The organism is Streptomyces lienomycini, assembly GCF_027947595.1.
In the GTDB taxonomy this organism is placed as follows: Bacteria; Actinomycetota; Actinomycetes; order Streptomycetales; family Streptomycetaceae; genus Streptomyces; species Streptomyces lienomycini.
Window position 1 is genome coordinate 4,645,773 of the sequence record NZ_CP116257.1, and the last position, 12,895, is coordinate 4,658,667.

The following is a 12,895-nucleotide window of genomic DNA, read 5'->3' on the forward strand; positions in this document are numbered from 1 at the left end:
CGGGCGGCCGCACCCCGAAACGGGGGCCCGGTGCCGGGCCCGCGTGCCAGGATGGCGGCGTGCCGCAGACCTCACTCATCAGCCCGCTCGTCGGTCGCGAGGACGAACTCGCGCGCCTCACCGGCGTACTGGAACGCGCCCGTGCCGGTGAGGCCCGCGCGGTGCTCGTCGCCGGGGACGCCGGGGTCGGCAAGACCCGCACCCTGGACGAGGTCGCCGGGCGGGCCGTCGCGGCCGGGACGACCGTGCTCACCGGTCACTGCGTGGACCTGGGAGACGTCGGCCTGCCGTATCTGCCGTTCACCGAGATCCTCGGCGCGCTGGCGGCGGACGAGCGGTTCGCCGCCGTACTGGCCGCGCATCCGGTGGCCGACCGCCTGCTCGGCGGCGGCGCCGACGACGGGGACGCCGCCACCCGCTCGCGGCTCCGGCTCTTCGAGGGCGTGGCGGCCCTGCTGACCGACCTGGCCGGCACCGCGCCGCTGCTGCTGGTCCTGGAGGACCTGCACTGGGCCGACCAGTCCTCCCGGGACCTGCTGAGGTTCCTGCTCAGCCGGGGAGTCCTGCAACGGCCGGCGGGCGGGGCGCCCGGCCACCGGCTCGCGCTGTTCGCCTCGTACCGGGCGGACGACCTGCACCGCCGTCACCCCCTGCGCCCGCTGCTGGCCGAGCTGGTGCGCCTGCCGGGCGTGGAGCGCCTGGAGCTGCGGCCCCTGCCCGACGCGGACGTGGCCCGGCTGGTGCGCTCGCTGCGGGAGCGGCGGCTGCCGGACACCACCGTGCGCCGGATCGTCGAACGGGCCGAGGGCAACGCCTTCTACGCCGAGGAGCTGGTCGCGGCTACGGACGGGCCCGCCGGGGGTGTGCCCAGCGGGCTGGCGGACGTCCTGCTCATCCGGTTCGAGCAGCTCTCCGAGACCGCCCAGCAGGTGCTGCGCACCGCCGCGGTCGCCGGGCGCCGTGTGGGCCACGACCTGCTGCGGGACGCCGTCGGGCTGCCCGAGGACGAGCTGGAGTCGGCGCTGCGCGAGGCGGTGGAGCGGCAACTGCTGGTCTCCGGTGACGGCGACACCTACTCCTTCCGGCACGCCCTCGCCCGGGAGGCGGTCTACGCCGACCTGCTCCCCGGTGAACGGGCCCGGCTGCACGGCGCGTTCGCCCGGCTGCTCGCCGGTCCCGGCCGCCGCTCGGACAGCGCCGCCGAACGCGCCCACCACTACCGCGAGAGCCACGACCTGCCGGAGGCGCTCGCCGCCTCCCTGGAGGCCGCCGACCACGCCCAGCGCGTGGGCGCCCCCGCGGAGGAGCTGCGGCACGTCGAGGCGGCCCTGGACCTGTGGTCGGCGGTCGACGCGTCCGCGCGTCCCACCGGCCCCGACGCGGTGACGCTCACCCTGCGGGCGTCGGCCGCCGCCGCACACGCCGGGGAACTGCACCGCGCGGTCTCCCTCACCCGGTCCGCGCTGGCCGGCCTCGGCCAGGATGCCGACCTGGAGCTGGCCGCCCGTGTCCGCTACACCCTCGCCGGCAATCTGCTGAGCGTCGACAACCTGGAGGCCGCGTATGCCTACAGCAGCGAGGCGCTGGGTCTGATCCCCGCCGAGCCGCCGTCGGCGACGTGGGTGTGGGCGGCGGCCACCCATGTGACGGCGGCCCGCCAGGTCGGGGAGAACGAGACTGCGCTTCGGGTGGCCCGCCGGGCTCTGGCGGTCGCACGGGAGCTGGGGGTCGCCGACGCCCGCGCCGACCTGCTGATCTCCCTGACGAGTCTGGAGGGCGGCAACCGGTCCACCCCGACGGGCCGCGAGCGGCTGCTGGAGGCACGTGAGCTGGCGCGGCGGGCGGGCAACGCGCCGGTCGAGCTGCGCGCGCTGTTCAACCTCGCCATCGGCGGCTTCGAGTCCGGTGACCCGAAGGAGTGCCTGCCCTGGGCCGCGGAGGGGCTGGAGCGGGCCCGCCGCGCCGGGCTGCTGTCCTCGCCCTACCCGCGGGAGATGCGATACCTGCGGCTGCTCGTCCAGTACACGCTGGGGCACTGGGACGAGGTGCTGCGCGAGTCCGCCGAGCAGGCCGCGACAGGTCCGGCCGTGGGCGGTCACACCCTCGGTCCCGGCCTGTACGTGGCGCTGGCACGCGGCGACTTCGGTGCCGTCGAGCGGGCCCGGGCCCTGCTGGAGGGGCCGTTCGACTGGATGGCGCGGATGGTCGGGGGTCTCGTGCTGACCGACGCGGCGGCCCTGCGCGGGAGCGCGGCGGACGCGGTGCGGTGGATGCGGTCCAGTGTCGAGGCGCTCACCGAGGCGGGCACCCCGCCGGCCGTGACCGTCCGGCTCGCGGCCCTGGCGCTGTCCGCCGTCGCCGACACCGTGGCCGAGTCGCGCCGGGCCGGGGACGGGGCGGCGGTGGCCCGCTGGACGGACACGGCGGCCGAACTGCTGGCCGAGGGCCGCTGGTCGGCCGAACACGGCTACGACGACCGGCCCCAGGGCCCGGAGGGGCAGGCGTGGCTGGCGCGTGCGGAGGCCGAGTGGTCCCGGATCTCCGCCACCGCACCGGACCCGGCGGCCTGGGAGAAGGCGGTGGCCGCCTTCGCGTTCGGCGACGCCTACGAACGCGCCCGGTGCGGGCTGCGGCTGGCCGAGGCCCTGCTGGCGGCCGACCGCCGGGACGAGGCGGTCGCCGCGGCCGACACCGTACGCCGGGAGGCCGACCGGCTCGGCGCGACGGTGCTGCGCGAGCGGCTCGACGACCTGGCCCGCCGCGGCCGGCTGACGAACCCGGAACGGAGCGGGGCCGGCGCGGCGGTGCTGACCGCACGCGAGCAGGACGTGCTGCGGCTGCTCGCCCTGGGCCGCAGCAACCGGCAGATCGGCGAGGAGTTGTTCATCAGCGCCAAGACGGCGAGCGTCCACGTCTCCAACATCCTCGCCAAGCTCGACGCGGCGAGCCGCACGGAGGCGGTCGCGGTCGCCCACCGGCGGGGTCTGGTGGCCCCGGCGCCGACGGCGTCGCACTGACGCCGCGCCTGCGGGAACCCGCGCCGCCCGGCGGACGTTGACCCGGCACCGACACCGGCGCCGGGAGCGCGGACCACGACACAGGGCGGCACGATGAGCGAGCTGGTCCCCGGGGGCAACGTCCCCCTGCCGGGCGGCCCCGTGAGCTTACGGGTGCCCGGCGGCTTCGACCTGTCGGCGCTCGTCACGGACGACGGCGGCAAGGTCGGCGGCGACGCGGACTTCGTCTTCTACAACCAGCCCGAGGCACCCGGCGCCCGGCTGCGGGCCGACACGCTGACCGTCGACCCGGCGCGGCTGCGCCCCGGTGCCACCCGGGTGACGGTGGCCGTCAGCCCGTCGGACCCCGGCTCCGTCCTGGGCGCGCTCCCCTCCCCCACGGTCCGGGTCACCGACGCCGACGGGCGGGCCGTGGCCCGGTTCACGCCCTCGCGTCCGGGGCAGGAGACCGTGCTGCTGCTGGTGGAGTTCTACCGGCGCGGCGGGGGCTGGAAGTTGCGCGCGCTGGGCCAGGGGTACGCGGACGGACTCGCCGGGCTCGCCCGGGACTTCGGCGTGGAGGTGACCGACGGGGCGCCGCCGCCCGGGCCCGTCGCGGCGCCGGGACCGTCCGCGTCCGCTTCCCCCGTCGACTCCGACGGGTTCCTCGCACTGGTCAACTCCGCCCGTGCCGCGGCCGGCTCGCCCTCCGTGCGCGCCGACCCCCGCCTGATCGCCGCGGCCCGGGCGCACGCCGTCGCGATGGCCGCCGCGGGCACCTTGAGCGTCGAGACACGGGACGGCGTCTCGGTGCACCAGCGCGTCGTGTCGGCGGGGTTCGCGTATCTCACCGTCGGCGAGCACCTGGTCTCCGGCCCGCGCACTCCCGCCGAGTTCGTCGCGTACTGCCTCGGCGCCGAGCGCACCCGGCGCACCCTCCACGGCACCGGCTTCACCCACACCGGGTGGGCGTACGTGTCCGGCGGGCCCTCGGGCGACACGTACTGGACGGTGCTGTGGGCGGTGCCGCTCACCCCGGACGGCCTGGCCCGCACGACGGCGGAGGTCGTCGGCCTCACCAACCGGGAGCGGGCCGGGGCGGGGCTGCCGCCGCTGTCCGTCGACGCCCGGCTGGCCACCGCCGCGCAGGCGCACAGCGCGGACATGGTGGCCCGCGACTTCTACTCGCACACCGACCCGGACGGCGGCAGGCCGTGGGACCGGGCCGCCGCCGCGGGCGCCACCCGAGGCACGGTCGGCGAGAACATCGCCTGCGGCCAGCGCTCCCCCGCCGACGTCGTCGAGGGCTGGATGAACAGTCCCGGGCACCGCGCCAACATCCTCAAGGCCGACTTCACCCACATCGGCGTCGGCCTGGCCGGCGGCGGCCGGGCGGGCACCTACTGGACGCAGCTCTTCGGCGGCTGAAGGAACCCACCGGCACCCGATCTTGGCGGAACGGAACGCTCCGGGCCAGGATGCCGTCATGAAGGGTGACCTCTTTTCCAGTGAGCACATGGTCCAGCCCGCCACCGCGCCGGGCATGACCGTCGAGAACTCCAAATGCATCCGTTACGCGGTCAACGGCGAGATGCTCGCCCGGCAGGGCGCAATGATCGCCTACCGGGGCGGTCTCCAGTTCGAGCGCAAGGGCCAGGGCGTGGGCGGCATGCTCAAGCGCGCGGTCACCGGGGAGGGGCTGCCCCTGATGGCGGTGAGCGGACAGGGCGAGGCCTGGTTCGCGCACGAGGCGCAGAACTGCTTCATCGTCGAGGTCGAGCCCGGCGACGAGTTCACCGTCAACGGCCGCAACGTCCTGTGCTTCGACGCGTCGCTGTCGTACCGCATCGCGACGGTGAAGGGCTCGGGCATCGCGGGCGGCGGACTGTTCAACAGCGTCTTCACCGGGCACGGCAGGCTGGGCCTGGTGTGCGAGGGCAACCCGCTGGTCATCCCGGTCTCGCACCAGTACCCGGTGTACGTCGACACGGACGCGGTCGTGGGCTGGTCCGCGGGGCTCGCGACCTCCCTGCACCGCTCGCAGTCGATCGGCTCGATGCTGCGCGGCGGCTCGGGGGAGGCCGTGCAGCTGGTGCTCCAGGGCGAGGGCTTCGTCGTCGTCCGGCCGAGCGAGGCGACGCCGCAGAAGACGCAGCAGCACTGAGCCCCCTCCCCTTCTTCCTGCCCCCGGGGTTCTTGTTGACCTTGGGGGCGTCGCGCGAAAGGGTGCGACGGGGCGCGGATCACCGCCCGCGCCGGAAGGAAGACTGCCTTGATCGGGATCACCGAGATCGAAGCGGCGGCCGAGCGGATCGCCGGACATGTCGTACGCACCCCGACCGTGCCGAGCCCGGGGCTGTCCGCGCTGCTCGGCGTCCCGGTCACGGCGAAGCTGGAGCTGCTCCAGCGCACGGGCTCGTTCAAGGCGCGCGGCGCGACGGCGAAGCTGCTGTCGCTGACCGAGGCCGAGCGGGCCGCCGGAGTCGTCGCGGTCAGCGGCGGCAACCACGGCATCGCGGTGGCGGTGATGGCCGCCGCTCTCGACGTGAAGGCCACGGTGGTCATGCCGCGCACGGCACCGGCCCGTTCCGTGGAGATCGCCGAGGAGGCGGGCGCGCTGGTGCGGCTCACCGACGGCATGGACAGCGCCTTCGCGCTGGTCACGCGGCTGCGTGAGGAGGGGCTGACTCTGGTCCACCCCTTCGACGACCCCGTGGTGATCGCGGGTCAGGGCACCGTGGGGCTGGAGTTCGCCGAGGACGCCTCGGACCTCACCGACGTGCTGGTGAGCATCGGGGGCGGCGGGCTGATCGCGGGCGTGGCGGCGGCGCTGCGGGCCCTGCGGCCCGGGGTGCGGGTCTGGGGCGTGGAGACGGAGGGCGCCGAGGCCATGTCCCGGGCGCTGGCGGCGGGCGGGCCGCTCGCGGTGCCCCTCTCCTCGATCGTCACCACGCTCAGCGCCCCGTCCGTCTCGCAGGTGACGTACGACCATGTGTCGGAGCTGGTCACCGAGGTGCTCGTGGTGCCGGACCGGGAGGCCGTCGAGGGTTCGCTGGCACTCGCCGAGCACGCCAAGGTGTGGACCGAGCCGGCCGCCGGCTGTCTGCTTCCGGCGGCCCGGCGCGTGGCGGAGCGGGTGGGGACCGATGCCCGGATCGGGCTCGTGGTGTGCGGGGGCAATAGCACGGTGGCCGACATGGCGGTGTGGGCGGACCGCTTCGGCCTGCGCTGACGCCCCTCCCGCGCCGCCGACCGGCCGGGGCCCGAGCGTCTCGCCGCCGGCACCGGGCACGGCCCCGGTGCCGGCCGGCGCCGGGGGCGACGGGGACGACGCCGCGGACGAGCGGGCGCCCGCCACCGTCCTCACCACCTTCCGGGAGGGCGCGGCCCGATCCCTTCCGCCTCGTTTCCCCCGTTTTCCCCCGGGGACGGCGGGGACTCGGCCGTCATGGCACAGATCGGCTACACGATGATGACCGAGCAGGCCGGCCCGCGGGAACTCGTCGGGCATCTGGTGCGGGCCGAGGAGGTGGGGTTCGACTTCTCGGTGACGTCGGACCACTACTTCCCGTGGCTGCGCTCGCAGGGCCACGCGCCCTATGCCTGGAGCGTGCTGGGCGCCGCGGCGCAGGCGACCTCCCGCATCCCGCTGATGACGTACGTGACGTGTCCGACGTTCCGCTACCACCCGGCGGTGGTGGCGCAGAAGGCGGCGACGCTGCAGCTGCTGTCCGAGGGCCGGTTCCGGCTGGGGCTCGGCTCGGGCGAGAACCTCAACGAGCACGTGGTGGGCGGCGGCTGGCCGTCCGTCGACGTACGTCACGAGATGCTCCAGGAGGCCGTGGAGATCATCCGGGCCCTGTTCGAGGGCGGTCATGTGAACCACCGCGGCGCGCACTTCGACGTGGAGTCGGCCCGGCTGTGGGACCTGCCGGACAGCGCGCCGCCCATCGGTGTCGCCGTCTCCGGGGAGCGCTCCTGCAAGCTGGCCGGTGAGTTCGCCGACCTGGTGATCGCCACCGAGCCGAAGGCGGGACTGCTGGAGGCCTTCGACCGGCACGGCGGTGCGGGCAAGCCGCGCGTGGGCCAGCTGCCCGTCTCCTACGATCCCGACCGGGACACGGCGATCAGGCGGGCCCACTCCCAGTTCCGCTGGTTCGGCAGCGGCTGGAAGGTCAACTCCGAGCTGCCGCACCCGGACTCCTTCGACGCGGCCACCCAGTTCGTGACGCCCGACGACGTCGCCGAGTCCATCCCCTGCGGCGACGACCCGGACGCGTTCGTCGCGGCCGTGCGCCCCTATGTGGAGGCCGGTTTCACCGAGATCGCCCTGGTGCAGATCGGCGGCGAGTCCCAACCGGCCTTCCTGGACTGGTCGGAGAAGACCCTGCTGCCCGCGCTGCGGGAGGCGTTCGGCCGGGACTGAGACCCGGCGACGCGCGAATCACCCGTCCGACTGAGCATCTTGCCGGTGGGCGGGTACTAGAGGGCTCTACGTCCATCCCCTGGAGGCCTCGTGAACACCGTCGTGCACAAGACCCTGGTGGTGCAGCTGCAGGCGGGCGACACCGCCGACCGGTTCCCCGTGCTCGCCCACCTCGGATACGACGCGGCGGACCCCTTCGCCCTGACCGTGGTCTTCAGCCACGACGGCCGGGTGCTGGCCCGCTGGACGCTGGACCGGGAGATGGTGGGCGAGGGGCTCACCCGACCGGTCGGCGTGGGCGACGTGCGGCTGCGGCCCGAGTCGCGGGGCATGTGGGACGAGCTGCGCGTCGAGCTGCTGGGCGACGACCGGGCCGACGGGGACCGTCATCGCGCCGTCGTGTTCGTGTGGGCCGCGGCCGTCGAGGCCTTCCTGCACGAGACGTACACGGTGGTCCGGCCCGGGGAGGAAGAGGTGAGCGTCGACGACTTCCTCGCCGAGCTGACCGCCGAGGGCTGAGGGCCGCCGGGGCGCGGTCCCTCAGCGGGCCGTGTGGCGGTACCGGGTCCACAGGGGGATCCCGAACCAGCACAGCAGGTACCAGAGCACCACGCCGGTGACGAGGTAGGGCACGAAGCCGTCGTGGGTCGCGACGCGCAGGATCAGCAGCAGCGAGCAGGCCGTCGTGGCGAGCAGCAGCACCAGGCCGAGCACGGTCAGCCGGGACGCCCACCGCACCGCCTGGGGCTTCACCCGCCGTCCGGAGACGAGGCGGTGCAGGGACACCGGCCCGATCAGGGCACCGGTCGTCACGGCGCCGAGAACCACGGTGATCAGGTAGATCGTCTGATCGGTCTCCGAGAGCTGCTCGTACTTCGGCTGGAACACGACCGTGAGCAGGAAGCCGAACAGGATCTGCACGCCCATCTGGGCGACGCGGACCTCCTGGATCAGCTCCGTCCACATCCGGTCGGCCCGCTCCTCCTCGGTCTCGTTGCGCCCCCTGCGCCGGCCCGAGCCCTCAGCCGGTTCCGAGTCCGAGTGCACCACGTCTTCCTCCCGGTGGCCGTCGCCTGCGATCCCCTTCCCTCTTCCCGCGATCCCGGTACTCAGGCGCGGGGCCGGGACGGCGACGCCCGGTTTGGGTGATCGGGGCGGGGTTACACGGGCCGGGACCGACCCAGGCGCGGCAAGGAAGGCGAAGGATGTCCGAGACTCAGCTCACCGTGACGCTCGACGGCGGGGGGATCGACGACGCGCGGGCGATCGTCCGCGCACTGGAGGGCGTCTTCGGGACGCCCGACGGCCTGCCCACCGACGAGGGGGCGACGGTGCGTACCGCGACCTTCGACTCCCCGAACGCCCCGCGGGCGGCCTCGGCCCCGGCGACGGGCGGGGCGCTGTCCGCGCCGGTGACGGTCACCGTCCAGGGCACGCCGCAGGCGGTGGAGGCGGCCGGCGAGACGCTGTCCCGCGCCTTCACCACGCGGAACGAGGGGGCGGCCTCCGGCGACCAGGAGCGGGAACGGCAGTTGCTCCTGGTGCCGTGAGGCCGGAACCCGCTGTCTGCGGGCCGCCTACCAGCGGCCCTCGACCTGGTCCTTGACGCGGCGGTCGTAGAGGTCGCGGATCGCGGCGAGGGTGGCGTCGGACAGCTCCGGCAGCCGGGCCGCCTCCGTGTTGGCGCGGGCCTGCTGGGGCGACCGGGCACCGGGGATCACGCTCGTCACGCCGGGCTGCTGGACGATCCAGCGCAGCGCCAGTTGGGCCGGGGTGTATCCCTCGGGGGCGAGCGCGGCGAACTCGGCGGCGGCCTCCACTCCGGTGGCGAAGTCGACGCCGGAGAAGGTCTCGCCCTGGTCGAAGGCCTCGCCGTGCCGGTTGAAGTTCCGGTGGTCGTTCGCGGCGAAGACGGTGTCCTTGGTGTACTTGCCGGTCAGCAGGCCGGACGCCAGCGGCACCCGGGCGATGATGCCGACGCCCGCCTCGCGGGCCGCGGGCAGGACCTCGCGCAGGGGCTTCATGCGGAACGGGTTGAGGATGATCTGGACGCTCGCCACGTTCGGCCGGGCGATCGCGGTGAGGGCCTCCTCGCAGGTCTCGACGCTGACGCCGTACGCGGCGACGCGCTCCTCCTCGACGAGGGTGTCCAGGGCGTCGAACACCTCGTCGCTGGAGTAGACGGCCGTCGGCGGGCAGTGCAGCTGCACCAGGTCGACGCGGTCGACGCCGAGGTTGCGGCGGGAGCGGTCGTTCCATTCCCGGAAGTTGTCCAGGACGTAGTTCTGCGGGATCTGGTCGACCCGGCGGCCCATCTTGGTGGCGACCAGCACGTGCAGGTCGGGCCTGCTCGCGAGGAAGGTCGCGATGGTCTGCTCGCTGCGGCCGTCGCCGTAGACGTCCGCCGTGTCGAAGAAGGTCACCCCCGACTCGGCCGCCGCCTCCAGTACCGCGAGGGCTTCCTTGTCGTCGACGTCTCCCCAGTCGGCGCCCAGTTGCCAGGTGCCGAGGCCGATGACCGACGCGTGCTGGTCCGACCTGTCGAAAGTGCGCTCGTCCATGGCGTCAGTGTGTCATCCGCGGTGCGCGGGCACCGCGTCGGGACGCCCGCGGCGCCCCGGTCCCCCGTCGGCGTCGAGCCTGCGCGCCTGGACCGTGCGCGCGACGACCGGCCCCAGCCTGCGCTTGAGCCGGCGCAGCGTCTCCAGCCGGCCGGCCGCCCGGTCGAGCCGGTGGTACAGGCGGGGCGGGAGATACGGCAGCAGCGGCGAGTGGCGCTGGCCGAGCAGGGCGAACATCTGCTCGGGCGGCAGGCGGATGTAGCGGGGCAGGTTCTCGTACCACTGGGCGCTGAGCCGGGCCGCGCTCTGCACCGGCAGCAGGGCGGCCCGGCGTTCGCGTTCGTAGTGGGCGAGGGCGTCCGGGAGGCCGGCCCGCTCGTGCAGCGTCGCGGCCAGCGTCATGGCGTCCTCCAGGGCCAGCGTGGTGCCGGCGCCGATGGAGTAGTGCGTGGTGTGGGCGGCGTCGCCGAGCAGGACGAGGTTGCCGCGGGACCAGGTGCGGTTGGTGACGGTGCGGAAGGTGCGCCACGGGGTGCCGGCCCGGCCGGAGGGCCGCGCGGTGAGCGGGTGTCCGTCCAGCACGTCGGCGAAGAGCTTCTCCAGCAGGACCAGTCCCTCGGCCTCGTCGGCCCGGTCCAGGCCCAGGCCGGTCCAGGTCCCGGGCGCGCACTCGACGACGCAGGTGCTGCCTTCCGGGCCGAAGCCGTAGCCGTACGCCCAGATCCAGCCGTGGTCGGTCTCGGTGAAGGCGAAGGTGAAGGCGTCGAAGACCTTGGTGGTGCCGAGCCACACGTAGGGGTCGCGGCCGCCCGCGATGTCGGTGCCGAAGTGGCCGGCGTGGTGGGTGCGCAGGGCGCTGCCCGCCCCGTCGGCCGCCACCACGAGGTCGGCGTCGGGTGGGTTGGCCCCGGTGACCGGGTGCTCGAACTCCAGGCGTACGCCCAGCTCGCGGGCGCGTGCGGCGAGGATCGCGAGGAGCCGGTGGCGGCCGATGCCGAAGCCCTCGTCGCCGTGGTGCCGGGTGGCCAGGTCGCCCACGTGGGCGACGCCGTCGCGCCAGCGCACGGAGTGCTCCTCGATGGTGCGCGCGGACCCGGGGTCGTGTTCCTGGAGCCGGTCGAGCAGCCCGCGCCAGTAGGTGACGCCCCAGCCGTAGGTGGAGCCCTCCGGGTCGCGTTCGTACACGGTGACGTCGTGGGACGGGTCCTGCCGCTTCAGCAGGATCGACAGATACAGACCGGCGGGTCCACCGCCGACGCAGGCGACCTTCACACACACCCCTGATATGTACTCAAAACGGTCATTCGGGACCGCAGAGTAACAAGGGAGAGGCGCCTGGCCGGTGCTACACGACCGTGGGCCCGGCGTGGTTACCCGGCGGCCACCGTGCGGCACTCCGGGTGGCCCCAGCCCTGGTCGTTCTTGGCGATGGGCTCTCCGGCCGCGTAGGGGCGGCCGCACAGGCAGCGGCCGGGGAACTTCGCCTTGATGGTGCGTGCCGAGGAGCCGCCGCTCTTGCGGGCCGGGCCCGAGGAGCCCCGGCGCGGCGCCTTCCGGGCCGCGGGGACGTCCGGCGCCGGCGGCGGCTCCGGGGAGCCGAGGCCGCTGCCCGCGGCCTCCTGGACGACGGCCGCCTGGCTGGCGGCGCGGTCGGCGAAGTCGTTGAGCCGGTCGCCGTCGACCTGGTGGGCGGGCACGTAGCGGAACTCGACCGAGCGGCCGTCGAGCAGTTCGTCGATGCGTACGACGAGTTCCTGGTTGGCGACGGGCTTGCCCGCGGCCGTCTTCCAGCCGTTGCGCTTCCAGCCGGGCAGCCAGGTGGTGACGGCCTTCATGGCGTACTGCGAGTCCATGCGGACCTCGAGCGGCACCTCGGGGTCGGTCGACGCCAGCAGGCGCTCCAGCGCCGTCAGTTCGGCGATGTTGTTGGTGGCCCTGCCCAGCGGGCCGGACTCCCAGCGGACCGGTGTCTCCGACGCGTCGGCGACCACCCAGGCCCAGCCGGCCGGACCCGGGTTTCCCTTCGAAGCCCCGTCGCACGCGGCCACCACTCGTTCACGCATGCGCTCGATCATGCCATGGTCCGGCCGGGTGTCCGGACGGGGTTCAGGGGACCTCCGTGACCTTCGGCATCTCCCCTTCGGTCGTCGTGGTGTCGATCACCGAGAAGCTCGCGCCCTGCGGGTCGCTCAGTGCCGCGAACCGGCCGAACGGCGTGGTGACCGGGCCGAACCTCAGGACACCGCCGAGCTCGGTGGCGCGGGCCACGGCGTCGTCGCAGTCGCCGACGGCGAAGTAGACGTTGATGTGGGGCGGCGCCTCGGGCGGGAAGTCGTCCGTCATGGCCAGGCGGCCCAGGACGGTGCGGTCGCCGAGGTCGAAGACGCGGAAGTCCACCTGGTCGTCCCGCATCTGCCGGGACATGTAGGGGAAGACCGCGGGGAAGAAGGCGTCCGACTTCCCGGGCTCGCGGGTGAAGACCTCGGCCCAGCAGTAGGCGCCGGGCTCGGCGGTCGCCTCGAAGCCCTCGTGGGCGTCGCCCTGCCAGACGCCGAAGACGACGCCGCTCGGGTCCCGGGCCAGGCACATGGTGCCGAAGTCCCCGACCCGCATCGGCTCCAGGAGCAGCTCGCCGCCTGCGTCGCGGATCCGTCCGGCGGTCGCCGCCGCGTCCGGGGACGCGAAGTACAGGCACCACTGGGACCGGTCCTCGTGCCCGGGCGGCGGCGGGACCACGGCGGCCACCGCCTTGCCGTCCGCGTAGCACTGGGTGTAGTCGCCGTACTCCGACGACGACTCGCCGAAGGTCCAGCCGAGGACGCCGCCGTAGAAGCGCTTGGCTCCCTCGACGTCCGTGAACATCGCGTCGGCCCAGCAAGGGGCCCCTTCCGGTGATACGGCCATGGCTGCCG

General features: G+C 74.4%; 12 protein-coding genes. 7 read left to right on the plus strand and 5 right to left on the minus strand.

Annotated features, from left to right (window positions below; genetic code table 11):
* Positions 1 to 59 precede the first annotated feature (59 nt).
* The 6 genes from BJ961_RS21035 to BJ961_RS21060 all read left to right on the plus strand — a co-directional run bounded on the left by BJ961_RS21035 (position 60) and on the right by BJ961_RS21060 (position 7,941).
* Positions 60 to 3,017 carry a helix-turn-helix transcriptional regulator gene (locus BJ961_RS21035; protein WP_271414342.1) on the plus strand — a complete coding sequence of 986 codons (2,958 nt, stop codon included), beginning with the start codon at positions 60 to 62 and terminating at the stop codon, positions 3,015 to 3,017.
* Positions 3,018 to 3,110: 93 nt separating this feature from the next.
* Positions 3,111 to 4,424 carry a CAP domain-containing protein gene (locus BJ961_RS21040; RefSeq protein WP_271414343.1) on the plus strand — a complete coding sequence of 438 codons (1,314 nt, stop codon included), beginning with the start codon at positions 3,111 to 3,113 and terminating at the stop codon, positions 4,422 to 4,424.
* A gap of 58 nt (positions 4,425 to 4,482) precedes the next feature.
* A complete protein-coding gene (locus BJ961_RS21045) occupies positions 4,483 to 5,160 on the plus strand; it encodes an AIM24 family protein (protein WP_271414344.1) in 678 nt (225 codons plus the stop codon).
* A 108-nt stretch (positions 5,161 to 5,268) separates the two neighbouring features.
* Positions 5,269 to 6,228, plus strand: coding sequence for a threonine/serine dehydratase (locus tag BJ961_RS21050; protein WP_271414345.1), 960 nt, complete (start codon positions 5,269 to 5,271; stop codon positions 6,226 to 6,228).
* Positions 6,229 to 6,444: 216 nt separating this feature from the next.
* Positions 6,445 to 7,422 (plus strand): LLM class F420-dependent oxidoreductase, encoded by a 978-nt coding sequence (locus BJ961_RS21055; protein WP_271414346.1) that lies wholly within the window; start codon positions 6,445 to 6,447, stop codon positions 7,420 to 7,422.
* Between the two features lie 90 nt (positions 7,423 to 7,512).
* Complete coding sequence (locus BJ961_RS21060; RefSeq protein ID WP_271414347.1) at positions 7,513 to 7,941, plus strand: SsgA family sporulation/cell division regulator; 429 nt, start codon at positions 7,513 to 7,515, stop codon at positions 7,939 to 7,941.
* A gap of 21 nt (positions 7,942 to 7,962) precedes the next feature.
* Here BJ961_RS21060 and BJ961_RS21065 read toward each other — a convergent pair whose 3' ends face one another.
* The gene (locus BJ961_RS21065; protein WP_271417120.1) at positions 7,963 to 8,388 is read right to left on the minus strand and encodes a DUF6328 family protein; all 426 of its coding nucleotides are present in this window, start codon (positions 8,386 to 8,388) and stop codon (positions 7,963 to 7,965) included.
* A gap of 239 nt (positions 8,389 to 8,627) precedes the next feature.
* Here BJ961_RS21065 and BJ961_RS21070 point away from each other — a divergent pair, with 239 nt between their 5' ends.
* A complete protein-coding gene (locus BJ961_RS21070; RefSeq protein WP_271414348.1) occupies positions 8,628 to 8,972 on the plus strand; it encodes a hypothetical protein in 345 nt (114 codons plus the stop codon).
* 27 nt (positions 8,973 to 8,999) lie between these two features.
* Here BJ961_RS21070 and BJ961_RS21075 read toward each other — a convergent pair whose 3' ends face one another.
* From BJ961_RS21075 to BJ961_RS21090, 4 genes are all read right to left on the minus strand, one after another.
* Positions 9,000 to 9,983 carry an aldo/keto reductase gene (locus BJ961_RS21075; RefSeq protein ID WP_271414349.1) on the minus strand — a complete coding sequence of 328 codons (984 nt, stop codon included), beginning with the start codon at positions 9,981 to 9,983 and terminating at the stop codon, positions 9,000 to 9,002.
* Between the two features lie 12 nt (positions 9,984 to 9,995).
* Positions 9,996 to 11,261: an FAD-dependent monooxygenase gene (locus BJ961_RS21080; RefSeq protein ID WP_271414350.1), complete on the minus strand. Its 1,266-nt coding sequence runs from the start codon at positions 11,259 to 11,261 to the stop codon at positions 9,996 to 9,998.
* A gap of 92 nt (positions 11,262 to 11,353) precedes the next feature.
* Complete coding sequence (locus tag BJ961_RS21085) at positions 11,354 to 12,058, minus strand: ribonuclease H family protein (RefSeq protein WP_271414351.1); 705 nt, start codon at positions 12,056 to 12,058, stop codon at positions 11,354 to 11,356.
* 31 nt (positions 12,059 to 12,089) lie between these two features.
* The gene (locus tag BJ961_RS21090) at positions 12,090 to 12,887 is read right to left on the minus strand and encodes a VOC family protein (RefSeq protein WP_271414352.1); all 798 of its coding nucleotides are present in this window, start codon (positions 12,885 to 12,887) and stop codon (positions 12,090 to 12,092) included.
* Positions 12,888 to 12,895: the final 8 nt, after the last annotated feature.